Genomic DNA, 23,662 nt, shown 5'->3' with positions numbered 1-23,662 from the left:
CTGAAAAGTTATAGTCGAACGGTCATCAAATGTGGGGAACTGCAATGACTTGGCCCAAGGCCGCGGCCAGGCCCCGGACGTGGGGTTCGTACATCACGGAGTTGTGATTTCCGGCGACGTCCAGGATCTCGGGCGGCCGCTGCAACAACCGGCTCCAGCCGAGATCGGGGCCGTAATCGGCTTCCTCGTCGCGGGCGCGGAACAAGACGACCCGGCCGCCGTAAGCGCTCGCCTGGTAAAGCTGCAGCGCGGCGCCGTTGGCCAGATACACCTCGAAATACCGGCGCAGCGCGTCGCGGTCGGCATCCGCCGGGATGACCCCGGACTCCCGGGCGCGATCGAGCACGTAGTCGAACATCTCGTCGGCATCCAGTTGCCTAAGCTGCTCCGGAGGAATGTGCAGGGTCTTGTTGTACGGGACGGCGAGATCGCGGGCGAACCAGGACAGTAGCATCACGTCGTCGCCGTCGACGGGAGCGTTTTCCGGGATCGGCGCGCGGCTGTCGAACAGGGCGACCAGGGCGACCCGTTCGCCGGCCGCGGTCAGTTGTTGCGCCGCTTCGAAGGCGACCACGCCGCCGAAGCACCACCCGCCCAGATGATACGGTCCGTGCGGTTGCCGCTCCCGGATCAGGCGCACGTAATGGCCGGCCATGTCCTCGATCGACACCGCCGTGTCGTCCGTCTGCGCGAGGCCCGCCGCCTGGATGGCGTGGATCGGGCGATCCAGCGCGGCATGGCGCGACAGGGCCAGATAACAAAAGACCGTGCCGCCGATGGGGTGCAGCAGGAACAGGGGAGGTTGGGCTCCGTCGCGGCGCAGCGTGACCATCGGAGACTGTTCTCCCGCCGGGATGCCCTCCCGTATGAGATTCGCCAGGGCTTCCACCGTGGGTTCCTGGAAGAAGGCGGCGAGCGGGAGTTCCACGTCGAATCGGCGCTTGATCTCGGCGATCAACTGCACCGCCAGCAGGGAGTGACCGCCCAGGTCGAAGAAATTGTCGGCGATGCCGACCGGCTGCACGCCCAGCAGGGTCTCCCAGATCCGGACCAGTTCCATTTCCGCCGCGCTGCGCGGGGCTCGGTAATCCTCCGACGTCGCCACAGTCTCGGGACGCTGCTTCTGCAGCGCCAGGCGGTCGATCTTCCCGTTGGGCGTCATGGGAAAGCTTTCGACCGGGACGAAGAACGCGGGCGTCATGTAGGCCGGTACCCGATCCTGCAAGAACTGGCGCAATTCCCGGGCGCTCGGGGCGGCTCCGCTGCGCGGTTGACAGAACGCGGTGAGGAATTTTTCCGAGCCGTTCTCGTGCACGACCACGATCGCATCGTTGATCTCGGGATGTCGGCGCAGATTGGCCTCGATGTCGCCCAGATCGATGCGGAATCCCCGCAACTTGATCTGGTTGCCGAAGCGGCCGAGATAGTCCAGTTCGCCGTTCGGCCGGTACTTGACCCGGTCGCCGGTGCGGTACAAGGGGCGGCCGCCGGGTTCCAGTTCCGGGATGCGCACGAATTGCTCCGCGGTCAGGTCGGGCCGCCCGAAGTAGCCGAGAGACACTCCGTCGCCCGCGATATAGAGTTCTCCGGCGATGCCCGCCGGCACCGGCTGCCGTTCGCCGTCCAGCACATACAGCCGGGTATTGGCGATGGGTCGGCCGAGGCTCGGCTCGTCCTCGCCGGGGGCGACCCGGTGTAGCGTCGACCAGACCGTGGTCTCGGTCGGGCCGTACAGGTTCCAGAGCGCATTCCCGCGAGCCAGCAGCGCGTTCGCCAGTCCGCGCGGCAAGGCCTCGCCGCCCGTCAGCATGGTGAGCCCCGCATCCGGTTCGAATCCTGCCGACACCAGCATCTTCCAGGTGGCCGGCGTCGCCTGCATGATCGTCGCCCGGTAACGGCGCAGCGCGTCTTGCAACCGCGCCGGATCGGCCGCGGTCTCGCGGTCCGCCAGAACCGTGCGCGCCCCGGTCACGAGCGGCAGGAAGATTTCCAGGACGGCGATGTCGAACGACAGGGTGGTCACCGACAGCAACACGTCGTCGGGGCCGATGCCGGGTTCCCGCGCCATCGATTTGAGGAAGTTCACCACCGCCCGGTGGGGAATCTGTACGCCCTTGGGTTTTCCGGTCGAGCCGGAGGTATAGATGACGTAGGCCACATCTTCGCCGGCTATCGGCATCTCCGGGTTGCGGTCGTTTCCGCCTTCGCCGTCCGGCCAGTCCTTATCCAGATCGACGCAGGGCGCCCGATCGGTCGGCGCCTGTCCGGGGACGCTGCTTTTGGTCAGAATCAGCTTGGGCCGGGCGTCTTCCAGCACCGCTTCGATCCGCTTGCGGGGATAGGCCGGGTCCAGCGGCAGGTAGCAGGCGCCGGATTTCAAGACGCCGAGCAGGACGGCCGGCAGGTCCAGGTCCCGTTCCATGTAGATGCCCACGCGATCGCCCGGCCCGACGCCGCGGGCGGTGAGGTCATGAGCCAGGCGGTTGGCGCGGCGGTTGAGTTCGTCGTAACTCAGCGATCGCTCGCCGACGGTGACCGCGGTCGAAGCAGGCGTCCGCGCCGCCTGCGCCTCGAACAGAGCGGGCAGGGAGGGCGGCGCTTCGAAGTCGATCTCGGTCCGGTTCCATTCCACCAGCAGCCGGTGCCGTTCCGCGGCGGTCAACAGGGGCAAGCGGGCCAAGGTCTGGTTTGGATCTTCGGCCAGACCTTCCACCAGAGTCGTGAAATGCTCGGCCATGGCGGCGATGGTCGCGGCGTCGAACAAATCGGTGTTGTACTTGAGCACGCCGGTCAGTTCCCCTTCGCTTTCGTCTCCCATTTCGAGGGCGATGTCGAACTGGCCCTCCTGCTGGGGCAGAACGTAGGGTTCCAGCTCGAACCGGCCGTACTGGATGCGGACCGGTTCGCCTCCGCTGCTGAAGAACTGCGCCAGGTCGTGCATCTGGGGCAGTCTTTCCCAGGCGAAGCAAGCCTGGACCAAGGGCGAACGGCTCGGGTCCCGGACCGGCGCCAGGGTCTCGACCAGGCGCGCGAAGGGATAGTCCTGGTGGCGGATGGCGCCCACCACCGTGTCGCGCATTTCCCGCAGCAGGACCCGGAACGGCTTGTCGCCGCGGAGCGCGGCCCGCATCGGCAGGAGATTGGTGAAATTGCCGACCACCGGCCGCCATTCCGGCCGCGCTCGCACCGAAACCGGGCTGCCGACCAGGATGTCCTCCTGGCCGGTATAACGGAACAGCAAGGTTTGGTAGGCCGCCAGCAGCAGCATGTAGAGCGTGGCTCCCTCGGTTCTGGCCAGTTCCTTGAGCTTTTGGGTCGATCCCGGTTTCAGCCGGAAGTTGTGGCTGGCGCCGCGGTAAGTCTGGAAGGGTGGGCGTGGCCGGGCGTTCGGGAAGTGAAGCGCGGGCAGTTCGCCCGCCAGCTTTTCCAGCCAGTAACGGGACAGGCGCAGCCCTTCGGGGCCGTCGAGCTGAGACCGCTGGCGGTCGACGAAATCGGCGTAATCTGCGGAGATCTTGGGCAGATCGGCCGTCTCGCCCCGGCTCAGCGACGCATACAGCGAGCGCAGTTCGTTCAGGATGATCGCGAGCGACCAGAAGTCGACCGCGATGTGGTGGGCGACCAGCAGCAGAATGTGCTCGTTCGGGCCGCGCCGGTAAAGACGGGTCCTCAGCAGGGGGAATCGGTCCAGCACGAACGGGCGGCGGCTTTCTTCCAGAATCTCCCGATGGGTCCGGTCATCCGACCAGGTTTCCGCCGCGATCAGGGCAAAGTCCGCCGACACCGACCGATGGAAATATTGCCGCGGCTCGCCGCCGGATTCCGTAAATCCGGCCCGCAAGGCGGAGTGGCGGTCCATGAGCAGTTGCAGGCAATGCCGGAGCAGTTCCGCGTCGAGCTCGGAAACGATGCGGGCGGAAAACACGAGGTTGTAGGCGGAAGTTTCCGCCGCCAGACGCTGGACGAAATACAAGCCTTTCTGGAAATCCGACAACTCCGTTTCCCACCCCGGGACGTAGCGCTCTTTCCGGCTGTCGCGAAAAGGAACGGCGGTGTGGGGAGGCGCCGCTCTCGCGCTTGATTCGGTTATTCTCATGTCGGGTGCCTTGAATGTTTAAGCGTCGGCGGTTGACGGGGCGAAACTCAGTCCGGCCGTCGCCCGCGCCTTTTCCGTGAAAAGATCCTCGCCGGAATCCGGATTTTCCCGCGCGTCGGGATTGGCGACCGCTTCCGCGAGATAATTCGCCAGGGCTTCCCCGGTCGGGTAATCCCAGAGCAGGGTCGACGGCAGTTGGAATCCGAGCCAATCCTCGAGGTCTCCGGCCAGGTTGATGGCGTTGATCGAATCCAGCCCGTATTCGCCGAGCGGTCGTGCCAGCTCGATCTCCTCCGGCTTCATGCGCAGTTGCTCGGCCAGCATCGCGGTCAGGCGTTCGCCGATTTCGGCGTGAGACGGGACGGATTGCAGGGTTGGGGTTTTATCGTTGTGTGGCATGGCGAATGTCCTCTTCATGTTGTTGAACGGATGGAGCGAGCGGGAACGGAATCAGTGAAAACAGGCGGTTTTCCTCGAACAGCCGGCTCAGTTGAGCGGCCATGTCGGCTTCGATCCGCGGCGGTTCGTCGGGCACCTGGAGTTCCAATTGCCGCAATACGCGGGACAGACAGAACACCAGCCACCCCCCGTGATTGAAGAACGAATCCAGCGCCCCCTGGTTGTAGAGCCAGAATTGCAGACAGGACGCCCCGGCGTGCAGCAGACAATAGCGGCGCGACAATTCGAAGCTTTCCGCGCTCAGGGTTTCCCGCTCCCGGGAGAACGCGGCCTTGACCTCTTCGGCAAAGGCGTGCGCGGCGTTCGCCAGGGTTTCGGCCAGGACCAGGAGACGGTCGAGTACGGACGCCTCGTGAGCGGCGCTCGAGCGGAGCGCCCGCAATTTGGACAGAGCCACTTCGATGCCCTGGAGCACGTCGTCCTGGCCGCGGCTGAACAGATCGAGTCGCTTGCCGTCGAACGGCGGCAGCGGATGGTTCAACGAAAAGATAGCCGTCAACCGCGAACGCAGCCGGACGTCGTCGCGGCGCTGGTCCGACTGCGCCAGGTTCCGCGCGAGATACGGCAGTTGCAGCGTCAGCGCCTTCAGGTTCACCACCGTGCTGCCGTCGAACAGGCTGACCACGGCATTGTCCCGCAGCATTTTCTGGAAGATGCCGTGATGGTGCTTTTCGCGGAGGTAAAAGCGGGCGCCGAGCACCACGGCGAGCCGCTGCACGGTGTGCTCCAGGGTGGTGGGCACGAAGTATTTGACGACCGCCGACCAGACGCTGAACTGCTCGGTGACGACGTGCAGCCCGCGCGCGGAGGCGATCGCCATGCACTCGGAGATCAGCATGTCGGCGAAGGCTTCGACCAGCGTGGTGCGGGCATGCGGGATGTCGAACACGCTGCCGCCGTACAGCCGGCGTTGCAGCGCGAAATCCAGGGTCGTCCGCAAGGCGGTGTCGGTGGCGCCCAGGGAGAGCCCGGCGCACAAGGTGCGGGTCACCTGGAAAGCTTTCAGGGCCAGATCCAGGCCGTGTCCTTCCTCGCCGATCCGGGCATCTTCGGGCACCGGGCAGCGATCGAAGCGCAGGCCGCTGATTTCGCATCCCCGAAGGCCGAGGGTTTTGACCCTGGGCAAATGGCTGAAGCGGGCCGGATCCAGATCCGATTTGTACAACAGGAAGACGGACAGGCTGCGGGAATTCTTGCCGTCGTCGGTTTTCGCCAAAAGAACCGTGGCGCCGGAGCGGGTGGCGCGGTTGATCGGCCATTTTTCGCCGCTGAGCAGATAGCGGTCGCCGGCGCGGACTGCGCGCATGTCGTTGGCCAGGAGGTCGCTGCCGTGGTGTTCCTCGGAATAGGCGAGACAGAAGGCTTCGCTGTTGTCGCGGATGTACTCGGCCTGGCGGATTTTCTGCGCCTCGCTGCCGCCGATCCAGACCACCGTCGACCACACGAAGGTGCTGTAGGTGATGGCGGCGGTCAGGTCGCGGCGCGCGACGATTCGGCCCAGGGCGAGGAATTCCTCGTACGAATCCAGCTTGCCGCCGTAGGCGACCGGGATGTAATGGGCGTTGATGCCGAACGCCCGCAGCTTGTCGATCGCCGGCTGCGGAAATTCCTCGCGTTCGTCCCATTCCATGGAGGTCTTGAACGACCAGGTATTGTCCGGGTCCGACGGATCGCCCAGAAACGACTCCAGTTCGCGGGCGGCGCGGTATTGGTTTAAAGCTTCGCTCATGATTCGTGCTCTCAGGTTGGCTTAGCGCTGATCGAGAAACAGCGGGTTGAGATCGTCGGCCAGGAACCGGGCCTTGGTCGCCCGGCGCTGGATTTTTCCGCTCGACGTTTTGGGAATCGCTCCGGCCTTGAGCAGGGCGATCGCGAAAACCTGCAACTGATGCCCGGCGGAAACGGCCTTGCGTATGGCCAGGGTCATTTCCCGGAAATCGGCGCCGGAACGGCGGGGATTGAGTTCCTGGACCACCACCAGTTGCTCTTCGCCCTCGCGCTCCACCGAGAACACCGCGCCGCCGCCCTTGCGCAAGTCGGCGTGGCACTCGGCCGCGGTGAACTCGATGTCCTGCGGATAATGGTTGCGGCCGCGGATGATGATCAGATCCTTGATGCGTCCGGTGACGTACACTTCGCCCTCGTCCACGAAGCCCAGGTCGCCCGTGCGCAGGAACGTGTCCCGTGAATGCGCCGGAAGCCGAGCCCTGAAAGTCGCATCGCTTTCTTCCGAACGATTCCAGTAGCCGGACGCGATGCTCGGTCCGGCCACCCAGATTTCGCCCACCCGTCCGGGTTGCAGGAGTTCATGGGTTTCCGGATCGACGATCGCGAGCTTTTGGCTCGGGTCGACCACGCCGCAACTGATCAGGGTCCGGGCCTGTTCCGAACCGGCGTCGACCGGCACCGCCCGGCCCTGTTCCAGAGCCTCCTTGGAAAAGCTTTTCGCGTGGCTCGGGCGCTTGCCGGGGGCTCCGGTGACGTACAGGGTGGCTTCGGCCAGGCCGTAGCAGGGAAAGAAGGCTTCCTTGCGAAAACCGCAAGGCGCGAAATACTCCGCGAAGCGGTCCAGGGTTTCCGCGCAGATCGGCTCGGCGCCGGAGAAAGCCACTTCCCATCCGCTCAGGTCCAGGGCATCCCGCTGTTCCGGCTTGATCTTCTGAACGCAGAGCTGATAGGCGAAATTCGGCCCGCCGCTGATCACCGAACGGCGGCCGGAGATGGCCGAGAGCCAGGCGAACGGCCGCTGGATGGCGGCGGCCGGAGTCATCAGGGTGACCGGAATGCCGCTGTAGATGGGCTCCAGAATGCCTGCGATCAATCCCATGTCGTGATAGGGCGGCAGCCAGATCACCGCGTGCGACTCGGTGTGTATGCCCACGTTGCGGCGGATTTGTTCGAGGTTGTGGATCAGGGAGCCGTGGTTGAGCATCACGCCGCGGGGCGCCGCGGTCGAACCCGAGGTGTATTGCAGGAACGCCAGGTCGTCCGGTTCCAGCGAAGGCCGGCGCCAGGATGCGGCCGATTCCGCGGGGATCGCGTCCGTCGCCAGCCAGGCCGCGCCGCCGCCCACTTCGCGGGCGCCCTCGGGACCGAGGCCGGCGAGCGCCGCTTGCGTGGTCAGCATCAGGGCGGCCTGTGCATCGGCGGCGATGCCCCGGATGCGGGCGTAACCGGCGTCTCCGCGCGGGGCGTTGGGGCGCGGCGTGAAGGCCGGCACCGCGGCGACCCCGGCATAGAGACAGGCGAAAAACGCGGTGATGTACTCGGAACCCGGCTGGTACAGCAGCACCGCGCGCTGTCTTTCCATTCCTTCGGCCTGCAAATGGGCCGCGATCGCGCGGGCGCGCCCGGCCAACTGCGCGTAGCCGATCTCGGCGATACTGCCGTCGTCGCGCAGGAAGGCGTAGGCCGTCCGGTCGGGGGAAGCGTCGGCGCGCATTTCCAGCCAATCCACCAGGTTTTCGGTCGGGCCGTTCCGATTCACAGCCAGTGCGGCAGAGCTTCTCATCAGTTCGCCTCCTTGGTCCGGGGCACGAGTTTCGGCCGAGCCGCCTTGCGGGCGCGCCCTTCCACCGCCATCAGGAGCGGCGGCAGCATCAGGCCTTCCATCAACAAACCGATCAGGATGGTCAGCATCGACATCAGCCCCATGATGGAGTTGATCTGGAAGGTCGAGAACGCGAGCAGCCCGAAGCCGGCCATCAGGACCAGCGACATGATCAGGGAGGCTTCGCCGACCTCGACGATTGCGTAACGGGCGGCCTCTTCGGGGCTCAATCCCTTGTCCCGGCGCGCATGTAGATACTTGGCGGTGAAATGGATCGTGTCGTCGACGATGATGCCCAGGGTGATCGAGACGATGATCGAGGCCGCCAAACCGATCCGTCCGACCGCGATGCCCCAGATGCCGAACGCCAGGAGGCCCGGCAGAACGTTGGGGATCAGCGTCAGAAGGCCGAGCTTGACCGAGCGCAGGGGAACGATCAGGAACAGCGCGATACAAACCATTTCCAGCGCGATGCCGACCACCATGCTGTCGATGTTGCGTTCGGCGATGTGCCCGAACATCATCGACCAGCCGATTCCCGGCGCCTGCATGGTGGCCGGGAGGTTCGCGGCCATCCAGTCGCGGGCCCGCTTTTCCAGCGCCAGCAGATCGTTGTTGGTGAGGTTCTTCAGGGTGACGGTGACGCGGGTCGCCGACTTGTCCAGATTGACCTGATTGTTCATGTCCAGGCCGAAGGGCAGCGACATTTCGTACATCAGGAGGTATTGCGCGCTCAGTGCGCGATCGTCCGGCAGGCGGTACCAGGCCGGATCGTCGCCGTGCATGTTCCGGTTCAGCCGCTTCATGGTATCGGTGAGCACGTTGACGTGAAGCACCTCGGGCTGGGACCGGTACCACTCGGCGAATTTCTCCAGGTTACGCAGAAAATCCGGGGCGTTGATGCCGCCGGTTTCGCCCGCGTTCACCGAGTACTCGATGAGGTAGACGCCGGTCAGATTGTCGGTCACGAATTCGGTGGCCTGGCGGACCGGGATGCTGCGGTCGAAATACTTGACGAACTCGTCGTTCAGCTCGTTCCGGGTCACGAAGCCGCCCAGCACCAGCGCGACCAGCATGGAACCCCACAGCAAGGGCGTGCGGCGGGCGATCACGAAATCCGCGAAGCGCTCCAGCCAGATCCGGCGATGCGCCTTGGCCGGCCGCTTCGGGTTGCCCGCCGGAAACAGGGTGACCAGCGCCGGCATGAAGGTCAGCGACATCAGGGCCGCGATCACCACGCCGGCGGCGGTGATGTTGCCGAGATCGTGAAACGGCGGGGAATCGGCGAAATTCAGGGTGAGAAAGCCGGTCGCGGTGGTCGCCGAGGTCAGCAGCAGGGGTTTGCCGTTGATCGCGATGGCCCGCGTCATCGCCTCGGCTTTCGGGAGATTTTGCCGGCGGATCAGGCCCAGGTAAGTCGTCAAGGTGTGGATGCAGTCGGCGATCACCACCGTGAGGATGATGAGCGGAGCCGCCGAGGCCGCCGGGGACAGCTTGAGTCCGGCATAGGCGGCGAGGCCCATGGTGGAGACGATGGTGAACAGCAGCGTCAGCACGATGGCGAAGGTGCTGGCGGCAGACCGCGTCATCCACCAGAGTCCCAGGATCACCAGGCCGAACATCGCCGGGATCAGGGTGGCGGTATCCTTTTCGGACGCCTCGGGAAAGGCGTTGTTCATCATGACGATGCCGGTCAGATGAACGTCGATGTTCGGGTAGGCCCGGCGCATCTCGTCGACGATGCCGCGCGCGTAAGCGACGACCTCCTTGGTTTCCTGGTCGGGATTGACATTGGGCAACTGGATCGTCGCGTTGACCCCGGTGACATGGGCCGACGGGGAAATCAGGCGATTGCGCAGTAAGGGCTCGTGGATCGCGATCTCGCGCAACTCGGCCAGCCGCTCGTCGCTCAACCGGTCCGGATGGGCGACCAGATCGTGCACATCGATGGTGTCGCCGCTCGCCGTGCTGTACTGAAAGTTGGTGACCGAATCCACCCGGAGCGAATAAGGAATCTTCCAGGCCGCCGCCGTCAGCTCGGATACCGCTTCGAGGGTCTCGCGGGAAAATGCGTTGCCGTCTTTCGGCGCCAATGCGAACAGAACGTTGTCGCTGTGGGTGTAAATTTCCTGCAAGGCCTCGGACGCTTTGAATTCGGGGTCGTCGTCGGCAAAGTAAATCCGGTAATCGTAGGTTTGCTGCAGGAAGCGCAAACCGCTGCCGCAAAGTCCGACGAAAACCAGAGTCAGCAGGATCGTCAGCCAGCGGCGCTTTATCAGGAATTCCAATTTGGCCATAAGTTTTCGCTTTTGTTATGTGAACGGAACAGGTATTCAGGCATCGGTCTGAATCTTAGGCGGCAAGCCTAAAGACAGCCCGAAGCGAAATCTGTGAATTAATTACAATTCGGGCATTTTTGTCACAGAAGTGTGACGGCATGATGATGCTGCGTGGATTGGGCGGCGGCACGGACGCGGGCGACTCGAGTCGTCCCACATACGGCACGCGCGTTCCGTACGAAATATCGTTAAGGAAGCTCTGAAAAAGCCCCTTCCCGGACGGCCGTTTGCGATTGGAGAGGCGTTTTGAAGGTCGGGAGCAGGGGGCGTCTGGCCCTCTCCCTTTGGGAGCGGGGTTGGGGCGAGGGCCTGCGGCGGCCGGCGTGGCCTGGCGGCCGTTTCGTCGATTCGACGGCGGTTTTTAGGGCAAAGCGTCCCAGCCGGATGCGGTCGGCGTGGAGCGGGTGATTGAGCGTGCCGTGAATCGAACCGCAAAAGGCATCATTCGTTCACCGCGACCGCCGCTGCCTTGCGGGCTTTCGAACGGCCCGCGCCGTTGATGAAGACGATCGATCCGATGATGATCGTCGACGCCGCCAAAATCCGCGGGGTCAGCGGTTCCTGCGCGAACCAGTTTCCCAGGAACACCGCCACCAGCGGATTGACGTAGGCGTAGGTCGCGACCAGCGGAATCGGCGCGTTTTGCAAGAGCCAGGCGTAGGCGACGAAGCCGATCATCGAACCGAACGCGATGAGATAGGCCAATCCAAGCCAGGAGTCGGCGGACACCAGGGAAAAGTCGAATCCCTTCAATTCGCCGCTGACGGCGCTCGCGGCCATCAGCGCGAGGCCGCCGGCCAGCATTTCCGCGCCCGTGGTCATCAAGGCGGACTTCGGCAGGTCGGCGGTCTTGCCGTACACCGAGCCGATCGCCCAGAGCAGGCCAGCGATCAGGAGCGCCGTCACGCCGAACGGGTCGAGATGCCTGTCGCCCGAAAATTCGGAAGGGCCGACGAGCAGATAAATCCCGGTGAAGCCGATGGCCAGGCCGGCGATCACGCGGCCGGCCGGTTTGACGCCGTTCGGCCTGATCGCATCGGCGATCACCATGAACATCGGTACTGCGCCGATGATCAGCGCCGCCACGCCCGAAGGGACGGTCTGCTCGGCCCACGAAACCAGTCCGTTGCCGCCGAGTAGGAGCAGGATGCCGACGATGGCGGCCGAGCGCCATTGGCGGCGGGTCGGCAGGGCATCGCCGGCCGCGCGTCGCCAGACCAAAAGGATCGCGCCCGAAACCAGAAAGCGGAGCCCGGCCGACAGAAACGGCGGAAGGGTTTCCACCGTGAAGCGGATCACCAGGTAGGTCGAGCCCCAGACGAGATAAACCGCCAGTAACGCGATCCACATTTTCGTTTTCATTCGGGACGCTCGCCCAAAATCTCCGCCAGCCGGGCGATGCCCTTCTCGATGTTTTCCGGAGCCGCGTGGCTGAAGTTCAAGCGCAAGGCCGGGTAGCGGAGATCTTTAGCGGGAAAGAACGGATCTCCCGGCATGAACGCCACGTCGCGCGTGAGGGACGCCTGGAGCGCCGCCAGGGTATCGCGCTCCTCGGTCAGGCGCAGCCAGAAGAACAGCCCGCCGGCCGGCGCCCGCCACTCGGCGAGCCCCTCGAAATGACGCAGCAGGGCGGTTTGCATCGCATCGCGCCGTTCGCCATAGACCCGAATCATCCGCGCCCGATGCTCGTCGAACTCGGCCGAGGCCAGAAATCGTGTCAGCCAGGCTTGGCCGATCCGGTTGGTGTGCAGGTCGCCGGACTGTTTCAACCGAATCAGTCCGGAGAGGAGTTCCGGCGACGAGGCGAGATAGCCCACCCTGAGGCCCGGCGCGGTGATCTTGGAAAAACTCCCGAGATAAACCCAGGGCGCCCGTTCCAGATAGGCGCCTCAGGTCGTCCCACTCTTCCTGCTTTTTCTCCAGCCCGAGATAAACCCAGGGCGCCCGTTCCAGATAGGCGCAGATCGGGGTCCGGTCGACCGGCCGATAGACCAGGTCCCGGTACGGGTCGTCCTCGATCAGGGGTATGCCGGTGTCGTCCAGGACCTTGGCGACGGCGCGCCGGGTTTCGTCGGTGTAGCAATATCCGGACGGATTTTGGAAAGTCGGGATCAAATAGACGAAAGCCGGCCGGCGACGGTCTATGGTCCAGCGCAGCGCATCCGGATCGATGCCGTCGGCGGACAGCGGGAGGCCCTCGAATTCCGCGCCGTACACGCCGAGCGCCTGGATCGTGGCCAGATAGGTGGGCGCCTCCAGCACGACCGGCGATCCTTCGTCGATAAAGAGCTTTCCGACCAGGTCGATGCCCTGTTGCGAGCCGGACGTGACCAGCACCCGCTCGGCGCTGCAATCCATGCCCAGCGCGGACAGATTTTGCGCGATCAGGTTGCGCAGGGCGGGCTCGCCTTCGCTGGGGCCGTACTGGCGGTAGTCGTCGGCGAGGCCTTCGAAATCCAGGGGCGGCATCAGTTCGTCCGCGGGCAATCCGCCGGCGAAGGAAATCACGCCGGGCCGCTGGGTGACTTGCAGGATGTCGCGGATCAGGGAACTGGTGAGCCGTCCGGCACGGCGCGAAAGTCGAAGGTTCATCGTCATCTTAGAGTCCAGGCATACTCACATAACCGGGCAAGGACTGGATACGTGCGATCCATTGACCGATGTGGGGAAAATCGTCCAATGCGACGCCGCCTTCCGGAGCAAGCGCGACGTACGGATAACAGGCGACATCGGCAATGGTGGGCCAGTCGGCGGCGAGCCATCGGTTGCGTTCGAGATGATTTTCCATGACGCTCAATCCGGATCTTCCCAGTTCCTGACATGGTGCCAGATCCCAGGGGCGGTTGAATCGGATTATCGCCCGCGCCCGCGCAAGTCCGTACAGGATTTCGTTTTCCGACAACGCGAGCCATTGCACGACCCGCGCCATCGGTTCGGCTTCGGCGGGGAGCCACCGGTCATCCCCGTCGTATTTTCTGGCCAAGTACACCAGAATCGCCATCGAATCCCACACGACGGTGCCGGCATCGTCCAACGCCGGAACCTGGCCGCGCGGATTCAAGGCCAGGAAGGCGGCCTGCTTGTGTTCCCCCTTCATCAGGTCGACAGGGACGGATTCGCAATGCAGGCCCAACAACGAGCAAAGCAGTCTTACTTTGTAGCAGTTCCCCGATAATTCCATGTCATAAAGCTTCATGATCGTTTCTCATTAAGATTGGATTTTTCCCGGTCTGTAACGTCATCGAATCTCGAATTTGGCGGCTTTGCGCTTCATTTCCGCCGACCCGCGCCGGTGTCCGCTGACTGACCCAAAGACTCGATACCACGACGGCCGCCACGCCGAGCAGCGAGCCGCTCATCGGCTCGCCCAGCCACAACGCGGAAGCGCCCAGAGTCAGGAACGGCTGCAACAGTTGTATCTGGCCGATCCGCGCGATGCCGCCCAAGGCCAGGCCGCGATACCACGATATGAACGCCAGGAACTGGCTGACCACGGCGACATACGCGAACCCGGCCCAGGCGTCGGACGGCGCCGACAGATCGGTATGCGCCATGATCCAGCACAAAGGTCCCAGTAACCAGGGCGCCGCCAGCACCAGCGCCCAGCTGATGACTTGCCAGCCGCCCAGAATCCGGGTCAGCCGGGCTCCCTCGGCATAACCCAGCGCGGCCAGCAAGGATGCCGCGAACAGCCAGAGATCGCCCAAGCGAAGGCTGCCGCCGCCCGCTTCGAGGGCAAACGCGAACACCGCGCCGGCGCCGATCAGCGACGCGATCCAGAAGCGCCCGGACAGGCGCTCGCCCGCCAGCCAGGCGCCCAAACAGGCCGTTGCGAGGGGCGTGACCGAAAGCGCGATGCCGCCGTGGGAAGCCGGCAGTTCCCGCATGGCCCAGGCGGAAAGCAGCGGGAAACCGATGATGACCCCTAATGCGACTAATGCCAAGCTTCGGAGTTGATGGCGCTGCGGCCAAGGCTGCCGAGTGATCAGCAGCGCGATCGCCGCGAGTCCCGCTGCGAGTACGCCGCGTCCCAGCGCCACGAACCAGGGATCGAGATGCAGGACGGCGATGCGCGTCGCGGGCAAGGTCAGGCTGAAACCGGCGATCCCTAAAACAGCGAAAAGCCAACCCTGACGTATCTTCGACCTGTTCGACGGCATGAGGCGCGATTCCTTGAGTGTGTGTTCAGACCTTATGGCCGTACAATAAATCGCCGGGTGAGGACAATACAGGTACAGTTGTCGATCGATCCGGCCAACCTGTACCGGTCCCGGAGCCATAACAGTCATGAATTCCCTCAATCTCGACCCCCACGACAGCCGTCCTTTGATCGAGCAGATCGTGGCCGGCATCAAGCAGCGCGTCGACGAGCGCGCCTTGCGGCCCGGTACGCGGCTGCCGTCGATCCGGCATTTCGCGGAAGACCATCGGATCAGCAAGTTCACTGTAGTGCAGGCGTTCGACCGGCTGGTGGCGATGGGTTATCTGAAATCCCGGCAGGGGTCGGGGTTTTACGTGGCCCATCGCTCGGAGTCCGGCGATGCGGCGAATCAGTCCTGCCAGCTCGATCGGGCCATGGATGTGCTCTGGCTGCTCCGCAACGCCTTGCAGGAGCAATCCCATATCGCCATGCCCGGCGCCGGCTGGCTGCCCGGCGAGTGGATGGACGGCGAAGGGATTCAGCGGAGTCTCCGCACGCTCGCCCGCAAGAGCGGCGCCTATTTGACCGGCTACGGCCTGCCGGCCGGCTACGAACCGCTGCGGTCGCTGCTGGCGCGGCGACTCGAGGATCAGGGCATCGGCTGTTCTCCCCGGCAGATCGTCGCCACCCGCGGCGCTACCCACGCCCTGGACCTGATCAGCCGGCTGTTCGTCAAGCCGGGCGATGCCGTGCTGGTGGACGATCCCGGCTATTACACCCTGTTCGGTTATCTGAAGCTCTCGGGAGCCAGACTGGTCGGCGTGCCCTGGACTACCCAGGGGCCGGATACCGCCGCGATGGAAAACCTGATCCGGGAGCACCGGCCCAAGGTGTTCTTCACCAATACGGTGCTGCACAACCCGACCGGGGTCAGCATCACCCAGCCGGTCGCCCACCGGGTTTTGCAACTGGCCGAGCGCTACGATTTGATGATCGTAGAGGACGATATCTACGGCGATTTGCTGACCGCGCACGCCACGTGTCTCGCGACGCTCGATCAGTTGGAGCGGGTGCTGTTCGTCAGCAGTTTTTCGAAAACCGTTTCCGCAAGCCTACGGGTCGGCTTCCTCGCCTGCAAGTACGAAATCGCCGAGAGCCTGACCGATCTCAAGCTCCTGACCAGCCTGACCACCTCGGAAATCGACGAGCGCCTGGTCTACGAACTCCTCACCGACGGCTATTACCGCAAGCACCTGGAAAAACTGCGCTTTCGCCTCCGCAAGGCGCGCGGCGAAGCGGTCAGAAACCTCGAAGCCAGCGGACTGGAAATCTATCGGGAAGACGAGGACGGATTGTTCATCTGGGCGCGCCGTGAAGCGTCCGAGAACGCCACGCATTTAGCCGCGGCGGCTGCCAGGCAGGGCATCATGCTGGCGCCGGGCGCCCTGTTCAGGCCCCAGCAGGAAGCCTCGCCCTGGCTGCGCTTCAACGCGGCCGGCTGCGGGAATCCCGCCATTTTCCGGTTTCTGGATGAAACTCGCGACGACCGGGCGTGACGGGGTTTCCGAGGCGGACGCCTCAGTAGGTCTTGTAGGGGAGAAATTTCCCGGACAGGGTGATTTTGACGCGATCCCCGTTCGGGTCCGGCTCGCGGCTCAGATCCATCTTGATGTCGATGGCGCTCATGATTCCGTCGCCGAACTCCTCGTGGATCAGTTCCTTGAGGGTGGTTCCGTACACGCTGATCAATTCGTGGAACCGGTAGATCAACGGATCGCTCGGAACGCTCGTGGGCAGCGAGCCCTTGTAGGGCACAACCGTCAGCCAGCGTCTTTCATCCTCGGTCAGGTCGAATATCTCTCCCGCGATGGCGGCTTGCTCTTTCGTGAGCGTCATTTGGCCGAGGCAGGCCGCGGTGACCCATTCCTTGCTCAGTCCGATTCTGGCGGCTACGTCGGCCCACTTCAGCCCTTTGCTGACCTTTACGGCAACGATCTTTTCGGTCACTTCGATTCTGCTCATTCAACTCTCCCGAAACATGAAAAAATGCCGATCGGCGGTACGGACGGAACCTCATGGCGGCTCCTGTCATTGAAACTTTAAGGAAGCTCTGATTAAGAGCCTATCCCGGTAGGCCGTTGGCCCTGAGCTTGTCGAAGGGTTTCTTGAGCCTACTGGGATAGGCTCTAAGTCCTTCGGCAGGCTCAGGACAGGCTTGTCGAATCATGAACGGAATCCACTTGTTCGGAGCTTCCTTAACAAAATCGAGCGGGACGGAAAGGCATCGAAACGCGATGTCTTCCGTCATCGGTCGAGAGAGCGAGCCGATCAGCCCTTCTTGAACCGGGCGGCTTCTTCCGAACCGCCGGTGGCGTTGCCCTCGCTGTAGGAATGGGCGCCGACTCCGGCCAGCTTGCCGCCGTCGACCACCAGGTACTCGTTGCGGATGGGGCGGCCTTCGAACCAGCATTCCAGGACTTCGCGCACGCCGGCGGCGTAGCGCGCCTGGGCCGACAGGCTGGTGCCGGAGATGTGCGGCGTCATGCCGTGATGCGGCATGGTCCGCCAGGGATGGTCCTTCGGCGCCGGCTGCGGGAACCAGACGTCGCCGGCATAACCCGCCAACTGCCCGCTTTCCAGCGCAGCGGCGACGGCGTCGCGGTCGCACAGCTTGCCGCGCGCCGTGTTGATGAGATAGGCGCCGCGCTTGAACTTGGCGAGCATGGCCTCGTCGATCATGTGCTCGGTCTCGGGATGCAGCGGACAGTTCAGGGTGACCACGTCGCAGACCCGGACCAGCGATTCGACATCGGGATGCCAGGTGAGATTCAGCTCTTTCTCGACGTCCGCCGGCAGGCGGTGGCGGTCGGTGTAATGCAGCTTGACGTCGAACGGCTTCAGGCGGCGCAGCACCGCCAGGCCGATGCGGCCGGCGGCGACGGTGCCGACCTCCATGCCTTCCAGGTCGTAGGAGCGGGTCACGCAGTCGGCGATGTTCCAGCCGGTGCAAGGTTTAAGCCCTTGAGTCCAGTAGGGTCGGTAGGAGCGGGTCACGCAGTCGGCGATGTTCCAGCCGCCTTTCACCACCCACTGGTAGGACGGGATGTAATTGCGCACCAGGCCGAGAATCATCATCACCACATGCTCGGCCACGCTGATGCTGTTGCAGTAAGTGATTTCCGCCACGGTGATGTTGCGGGCGATGGCGGCTTGCAGGTCGACGTGATCGGAACCGACGCCGGCCGTCAGCGCCAGTTTCAGCTTTGGCGCCCTGGCGATGCGTTCCGCCGTCAGATAGGCCGGCCAGAACGGCTGCGAGATTACGATCTCGGCGTCGTGCAGTTCCCGATCCAGGCGGGAGTTCGCGCCGTCCTTGTCGGAGGTGACCACCAGGGTGTGGCCCCGGCTTTCCAAAAACTTGCGCAGGCCCAGTTCGCCGGAAACGCTGCCCAGCATCTCGCCGGGGACGAAATCGATCGCTTTCGGATTCGGCGCGGTCTGGCCGTCGGGATAAACCTTGATTGCGGGCACGGAATCGCGGGCATAGGATTTCGGATGACCGTCGACGGGATCGTCATACAGCACGCAAACGACTTTTGCCATTCTCTTCACCTTCTTGAACGTCGTGATGGACGGGTTCGCCGGAATTCCGGCCGAACCCGGCGAGTCCCGGCCAGGCGGAGGTATTGTCGAGCCAGACTCGCGGCAGGGCCAATCGTTTGCGTCGATCGGTCAATTCATGGCGTTTATCAGCGCGTCGAAGCGGGCCTGCAAATCGAGCCGGGCCGCGATGTTCCAGGCCGCTTCCTGCACCGGCGGCGTTTGCTCCCGGCTGCGGGAGATCAGGCCGATCGGGCGGGAAAGTTCCGGATGCAGCGGAATGGCGGTGACTTCCTGGCGCATCTCGAACAGGCTCAACAGGCTGTGGGGCACCACGCTGTAGAGCCCCGCGCAGCGCACGTGGGCATACAGGGCGAACACCGAATCGGTTTCCAGCACCACCCGAGGCGAGACGCCGGCCTCGCGAAAGGCGGCATCGATCAGGCGGCGGTTCTGCATGTTGGGAGTCAGCAGACAGAGCGGCAGTTCGGCCACGTCGGCCCAACCCAGTTCGCCGGCGGTCAACCGCCGGTCCCGCACGCGGGCCAGCAGCACGTGACGTTCCCGGTACAGGGGCAGCACCCGGAATCCCTTGAGGCGCGGGTCTTCCAGATAGGTCAGGCCCAGATCGAGCTCGAACCGGTCGAGCTGGCGGATCAAGTCCTCCGCGCAAAGCGAAGTCAGCTTGATCCCTACGTCCGGCAGTTCCGCCTGATAAGGCTCGGTCAACAGGGAAACCACCGCCAGAGTGGTCGGAATCACTCCCATCCGCAGCGAACCGGTTAGCTGCCGGCTGCACCGGGCCGCTTCCTGGCGCATGCTTTCCCAGTCGCGTGTGAGAATCCGCGCCCATTGCAGCAGACGCTCGCCTTCGGGCGTAAATCCCTGAAAGCGCTGGCCGCGCTGGACGAGGGTCACACCCAGTTCTTCTTCGAGGTTCTGGATGGCCGTGGACAAGGCCGGTTGCGACACGTTGCAGATGTTCGCGGCGCGGCCGAAATGTCCGGTTTTCTCCAGGGCGAGCAGGTAATGGATTTGACGGATGAACATGGCGGATTTTGGAGACGTATGGGGCGAAGGGCGGCCGCGCTCGCGCGAGCGCGGCTTTCGATATTGTTGATGAAACGAGACGGATGATAAATGGTCCGGCGTGTTATGGCACCACCTCGAAGCGGCCGATTTTCCTGAACACCGGCGCGGGGTTCACGCCGAAGGTATCGCGGAAGCTGTGGCTGAAGTGGGTCGCATCGGCGAAGCCCGCGTCCAGCGCGGCGCGGGTCATGCTGTCGCTGGCATGGAGCAGTTCCAGGGCGGACACCATCCGCTTCCACAGCCGGAATCGGCGGTAGGGCAGGCCGGTGCACTGGCGGAACAGATGAAGGAAGCGGGAGGGCGAGAGCCCGATCAGGCGCGCCAACTCCTCCTGCGAGAAATTCCGGTCCGGCTCCCGGCAAATCCGTTCGATGACCTGCCGGATGCGCGCATCGCACTCCGGGGCCGGCCGATCTCGGGAATTCAATAGCCGGTCCAGGCGCTGTTCGACGGCGATGCGGTTCGGGTCTTCCTCGTGGACCCAGCGGAAGCATTCGATCGTCTCGGCATCCTCGAAAAACCTCACGAACGTGTCTGAATAAGGAAAGCGCTTCCGGAACCCGAACGCATCCGGACCGTTCCGCTCCACGAACAGCTTGCCGTGCACGCCGCCGGCCAAATCCAAGGCATGGCGAATCCCCGCGGGCACCAACGCGCAGCGGCAGTTCCGCCATTCGCCGTCGGCCAGCCGGATCCGAAACGGCCGGTAGATGCCCACGTGCAGCACGTCGGCGCCATAGACGTGGGTTTCCAGATGCTGGAGCGGGCCGCAATAAAGCACCCGTCCGCGTTCCATATAAAGCTGCGAATGCCTGGGATAAATCATGTGCATAGCCAGTTTATGCAAGTCCTTCCGGTCAAGCGCGAATACAATCCGAAACGCCGGGCAAAGGCCGCGGCGGTTTATCGCGCGGCCATCATAATGAACCCGGACCGGCGTTTTCCAGAACTTTTCCTGGAGGATTTCCATGAACGACACATTGACACGCACGGACTTTCAAGCGCGCTTCGAGGCTTTGCTGAGCCGGCTCGCGGCGGATGATCTCATGGGTTACGCCGTCATCGACGTTCCCTCGGATCGAAAACCCTGGCTGGATACCGGCATCGATCTGCCCGGCGGCGAGCGGGTGACCACCTTTGCCGTGGGCAAGACTCGCCTCAAGGGCACCGACCTCTGGTTCGGCGCCGATTTTCAGCTTTGGTGCCGAATCGGTCCGGACGGCGAAATCTTCCGCGGCACCCGGGCGAGCAACACGTTCACGGCGCAGAAGCCCGGGCGGCTGTATCTCGCCAGCTATTTTCCCGGCGAATGGGCCACCCGAACCGGCGAGTTGGCGACGCCGGACGAGGTTTACGAGCAGGCGAGCGGAAACTTAACGGCGTTGATCGTGCGCTGGCGGGTCGAGCCTCTTGAAGGGCTGAAAAAACTGGCGGCGCTGGGCGACGTCGATGGCCTGATCGCGTCCGAAATCGACCGCCTGACCGATCCGGTCGTACCGCCGCAAGGCTGGAACTATCTATGGTTCGTGGGGCCGTCGGAAATCTACCGATCCTGCCGGACTCCGGAAAAGGAACCGGCCATCTGCTGCCATACCCATCGCGACGTGGGGCTGTTGCAGAAAGACGTTTCCCTGCCGTTCGAGCCGAACACGCGCCTGCGCTGGGCCTGGCGCATGGATCGGCTGCCCTCGGAGGTGCGCGAGGACACGCTCGCGACTCACGATTACATGAGCATCGCCGTGGAATTCGACAACGGCCAGGACATCACCTATTACTGGAGCGCCGAGTTGCCCGTGGGCACCGCCTACCGCTGCCCGATTCCCACCTGGACGGCGCGCGAAACCCATGTGGTGATCCGTTCCGGCCGCGAGGGGCTGGGCGATTGGTTCAACGAGGAACGGGACGTTCACCGCGATTACCTGGACTTCATCGGCGGCCCGCCGCCGGCCCGCATCGTGCGGGTGTGGCTGATCGCGTTGAGTATGTTCCAGGGCCGGGAGGGAGAATGCCGGTATGCCGGCATGGCGTTCGTGACGGACGAAGGGATGGTGCCGATACAATAAGGCTCTGATCCTTTTCACCAAGCGGCGGCCTGTAATCGAGGATTGACGGAATCGTTCCATGCATTTCGATCTGCGCGATCTCGAACTGTTCGTCGCCGTGGCCGAGGCCGGCAGCATCGCCAAGGCGGCCGAGCACTGTCATACCGTCGCCTCGGCCGTCAGCAAGCGGTTGTCCGATCTCGAAGCCGGATACGGCGCGACGCTGCTGGTGCGGAGCAGCAAGGGCGTCGCGCCGACGGCGGCGGGCTTTGCCCTGCTCGCGCGCGCTCGTGCCGTCCTGCATCAGGCCGGGCAGCTGGATCTTGAGCTGCGCGGCTATTCGGCGGGAATCCGCGGGCAGGTGCGGGTATTCGCTAACATCTCGGCCATCGTGGAATTTTTGCCTTCGGCGCTCGCCTCGTTCCTGTCGGCTCATCCGGAAGTCCAAGTGCACCTGGAAGAGCACGTGAGCGGAGATGTCGCCCGGGCCGTCGCCGACAATCTCGCCGATCTGGGTATCGTGAGCGAGATAAGCACCGAGGACGGGCTCACGATGATCCCGTTCCGCGAGGACGAACTGGTCCTGATCGTCCGGCCGGACCATCCGCTGGCTTCGCGCAGCCGCGTCGATTTTCGCGACGCGCTGGACTCGGATTTCGTCGGACTCCACAGTAATAGCTCCTTGCACTATCGGCTGCTCCGCGCGGCCGCCGACGCGGGACGGCCGCTCAACCTCAAGATACGGGTCACCAGCTTCGACGCCGTCTGCGCGATGGTGGCGGCGGGGCTCGGCATCGGCGTGGTGCCGCGGGCCGCCACGACGCCTTACACCGCATCGCTGGGACTCGTGCCGGTCGTTTTGAACGATGCCTGGGCCAGGCGCCGGCTCCATCTCTGCGTTCGCTCGCTGGAAAGCTTGTCCGGGGCGGCGCGGCGGCTGCTGGATCATCTCGCCGGAGCAAGGGCTTAGCTCGTAGCTCGTAGGGTGCGGTGAGGAACGAACCGCACCGATGTGCTTCGGTCACCACATCCTACGAGCTTACACTTGATTTCCAAGCCGGTATTCACGACGGGATCATCCCGCCAGCGGGACGTTTGATTTGAGCCATCGCGAAACGCGATGGCAGCATCGCCAAACATCGTTTTTCCTCCGTGCGTTCTTTCGGCATGCTTGCTCGCACCTATTCACGACGAGGAGAAAAACGATGTATCGCTGGAACCCGGAAGACTATGCCCGCCATTCCGCCGGTCAGGAAGCTTGGGCGCGCGAGCGCCTGAGCGGCCTGGAGCTGCGTCCGGACGACCGGGTGCTGGACATCGGCTGCGGCGACGGGCGCATCACGGCGGAACTGGCGCAGCGGGTGCCGTTCGGCGGTGCGGTCGGCGTCGATCTGTCGGAAGACATGATCCGCTATGCGGCAAAGCGGTATCCAGCGTCGGATTACCCGAATCTCGCGTTCCGGCAGGCGGACGCCCGGACGTTGCCTTTTCACGAGGAATTCACCGTGGTCTTTTCCAATGCCGCCTTGCACTGGGTCCGGGATCATGGTCCGGTATTGGCCGGCATCGCCTGCGCGCTGAAGCCGGGCGGGCGCTGCCGCATGGAGATGGGCGGCCGGGGCTCTGCCGCCGCGCTGATCGCGGCGTTCGATGCGGTTGCGGACAATCCCGAGTGGCGCGGTGCGTTCGAAGGTTTCGAACTCCCGTTCGGCTTTTACGATGCGGAAAGCTATCGCCGCTGGCTAGTGGAGGTGGGACTAAAACCCGAGCGAGTCCAACTGATCGACAAGGACATGGCGCACGCCGGCCGCGAAGCCTTCATCGGCTGGCTGCGTACCGCTTGGCACCCTTACACGTCGAGAGTCCCGGCGGAGCGGCGGGGGCTTTTCATCGAGACCGTCGCCGAGCGCTACCTGGCGGGGAATCCGCCCGACGCGGCGGGACGGATTCACGTCGTCATGGTGCGGCTCCAGGTGGAGGCGAGGAGGTGAGCGCTTTGTTCGGGCTGTGTTGGCTGCAACAGGTGATGGTAGAACCCGTAGGTCGGGATGGCGTTTCGTGAAATCCCGGCTTGTCCGAGCCCTGCCGGGTTTCCGCCAGCGCTGCAACCTAGCCTACGGCTCTCCACTTACCCGATCGAGCTTGCATCGAATGGCCGTGCTGCGCCAGAATACCGGCTCGATATCTTTGAACCGATTCACTCGACCCAATCCATGAGCCTCCGTCACCTCGCCATTCGCCGCATCGCCGCCTTCGTGGTGGTCGTCGTCGTGCCGGTGGTGGTGACGCGCGCGCCGTCGCGGGTTGGTGATGAGTAAGTAAACGATCTGATTCAACAACCCC

At 64.0% G+C, this 23,662-nt stretch carries 18 protein-coding genes and 1 pseudogene; 5 read left to right on the top strand and 14 right to left on the bottom strand.

What is annotated here, in order from left to right; genetic code table 11:
- Positions 1–25: 25 nt before the first annotated feature.
- The 10 genes and pseudogenes from ACWJKU_RS16150 to ACWJKU_RS16105 form a co-directional block, all read right to left on the bottom strand.
- Positions 26–4,096, bottom strand: a complete 4,071-nt coding sequence (locus tag ACWJKU_RS16150) for a non-ribosomal peptide synthetase (RefSeq protein WP_454143881.1) — start codon at positions 4,094–4,096, stop codon at positions 26–28.
- Between the two features lie 18 nt (positions 4,097–4,114).
- A complete protein-coding gene (locus ACWJKU_RS16145) occupies positions 4,115–4,495 on the bottom strand; it encodes an acyl carrier protein (protein WP_454143879.1) in 381 nt (126 codons plus the stop codon).
- Complete coding sequence (locus ACWJKU_RS16140; RefSeq protein ID WP_454143877.1) at positions 4,479–6,284, bottom strand: acyl-CoA dehydrogenase family protein; 1,806 nt, start codon at positions 6,282–6,284, stop codon at positions 4,479–4,481. Before ACWJKU_RS16140 ends, ACWJKU_RS16145 begins: the two co-directional genes overlap by 17 nt.
- A gap of 21 nt (positions 6,285–6,305) precedes the next feature.
- Positions 6,306–8,066, bottom strand: a complete 1,761-nt coding sequence (locus ACWJKU_RS16135) for a fatty acyl-AMP ligase (RefSeq protein WP_454143875.1) — start codon at positions 8,064–8,066, stop codon at positions 6,306–6,308.
- The gene (locus tag ACWJKU_RS16130; RefSeq protein WP_454143873.1) at positions 8,066–10,402 is read right to left on the bottom strand and encodes an efflux RND transporter permease subunit; all 2,337 of its coding nucleotides are present in this window, start codon (positions 10,400–10,402) and stop codon (positions 8,066–8,068) included. The genes ACWJKU_RS16135 and ACWJKU_RS16130 overlap by 1 nt, the downstream gene beginning before the upstream one ends.
- A 483-nt stretch (positions 10,403–10,885) precedes the next feature.
- Positions 10,886–11,806 (bottom strand): EamA family transporter, encoded by a 921-nt coding sequence (locus ACWJKU_RS16125; RefSeq protein WP_454143871.1) that lies wholly within the window; start codon positions 11,804–11,806, stop codon positions 10,886–10,888.
- Entirely contained in the window at positions 11,803–12,282 is a 480-nt protein-coding gene (locus ACWJKU_RS16120; RefSeq protein ID WP_454148163.1) for an aminotransferase class I/II-fold pyridoxal phosphate-dependent enzyme, read from the bottom strand. The genes ACWJKU_RS16125 and ACWJKU_RS16120 overlap by 4 nt, the downstream gene beginning before the upstream one ends.
- Before the next feature lie 175 nt (positions 12,283–12,457).
- A pseudogene (locus ACWJKU_RS16115) lies at positions 12,458–12,913 on the bottom strand (aminotransferase class I/II-fold pyridoxal phosphate-dependent enzyme); the annotation flags it as partial.
- 130 nt (positions 12,914–13,043) lie between these two features.
- A complete protein-coding gene (locus ACWJKU_RS16110) occupies positions 13,044–13,640 on the bottom strand; it encodes a glutathione S-transferase family protein (RefSeq protein ID WP_454143869.1) in 597 nt (198 codons plus the stop codon).
- Positions 13,627–14,604: a DMT family transporter gene (locus tag ACWJKU_RS16105; RefSeq protein WP_454143867.1), complete on the bottom strand. Its 978-nt coding sequence runs from the start codon at positions 14,602–14,604 to the stop codon at positions 13,627–13,629. Before ACWJKU_RS16105 ends, ACWJKU_RS16110 begins: the two co-directional genes overlap by 14 nt.
- Positions 14,605–14,731: 127 nt before the next feature.
- Between ACWJKU_RS16105 and ACWJKU_RS16100 the strand changes: the two genes are divergently transcribed.
- Positions 14,732–16,141 (top strand): aminotransferase-like domain-containing protein, encoded by a 1,410-nt coding sequence (locus ACWJKU_RS16100; protein WP_454143865.1) that lies wholly within the window; start codon positions 14,732–14,734, stop codon positions 16,139–16,141.
- 22 nt (positions 16,142–16,163) lie between these two features.
- Here the strand turns inward: ACWJKU_RS16100 and cynS are convergent, their stop codons facing one another.
- From cynS to ACWJKU_RS16080, 4 genes are all read right to left on the bottom strand, one after another.
- On the bottom strand, positions 16,164–16,607 hold the full coding sequence (gene cynS, locus ACWJKU_RS16095) for a cyanase (RefSeq protein ID WP_454143863.1): 444 nt from the start codon (positions 16,605–16,607) through the stop codon (positions 16,164–16,166).
- A 306-nt stretch (positions 16,608–16,913) separates the two neighbouring features.
- Positions 16,914–18,188: an NAD-dependent formate dehydrogenase gene (locus ACWJKU_RS16090; RefSeq protein ID WP_454143861.1), complete on the bottom strand. Its 1,275-nt coding sequence runs from the start codon at positions 18,186–18,188 to the stop codon at positions 16,914–16,916.
- A gap of 129 nt (positions 18,189–18,317) precedes the next feature.
- A complete protein-coding gene (locus ACWJKU_RS16085; protein WP_454143859.1) occupies positions 18,318–19,235 on the bottom strand; it encodes a LysR family transcriptional regulator in 918 nt (305 codons plus the stop codon).
- Between the two features lie 103 nt (positions 19,236–19,338).
- Positions 19,339–20,109, bottom strand: a complete 771-nt coding sequence (locus ACWJKU_RS16080) for a helix-turn-helix domain-containing protein (RefSeq protein ID WP_454143857.1) — start codon at positions 20,107–20,109, stop codon at positions 19,339–19,341.
- A 136-nt stretch (positions 20,110–20,245) separates the two neighbouring features.
- Between ACWJKU_RS16080 and ACWJKU_RS16075 the strand changes: the two genes are divergently transcribed.
- The 4 genes from ACWJKU_RS16075 (at position 20,246) to ACWJKU_RS16060 (ending at position 23,637) form a co-directional block, all read left to right on the top strand.
- Entirely contained in the window at positions 20,246–21,340 is a 1,095-nt protein-coding gene (locus ACWJKU_RS16075) for a DUF3047 domain-containing protein (protein WP_454143855.1), read from the top strand.
- Between the two features lie 58 nt (positions 21,341–21,398).
- The gene (locus ACWJKU_RS16070) at positions 21,399–22,289 is read left to right on the top strand and encodes a LysR substrate-binding domain-containing protein (protein WP_454143853.1); all 891 of its coding nucleotides are present in this window, start codon (positions 21,399–21,401) and stop codon (positions 22,287–22,289) included.
- 235 nt (positions 22,290–22,524) lie between these two features.
- Entirely contained in the window at positions 22,525–23,310 is a 786-nt protein-coding gene (locus ACWJKU_RS16065) for a class I SAM-dependent methyltransferase (protein ID WP_454143852.1), read from the top strand.
- Positions 23,311–23,367: 57 nt separating this feature from the next.
- Positions 23,368–23,637 carry a hypothetical protein gene (locus tag ACWJKU_RS16060; RefSeq protein WP_454143850.1) on the top strand — a complete coding sequence of 90 codons (270 nt, stop codon included), beginning with the start codon at positions 23,368–23,370 and terminating at the stop codon, positions 23,635–23,637.
- Positions 23,638–23,662 lie beyond the last annotated feature (25 nt).

The organism is Methylocaldum sp. MU1018 (assembly GCF_053646775.1).
This window is presented reverse-complemented; position numbering and strand designations above follow the sequence as displayed.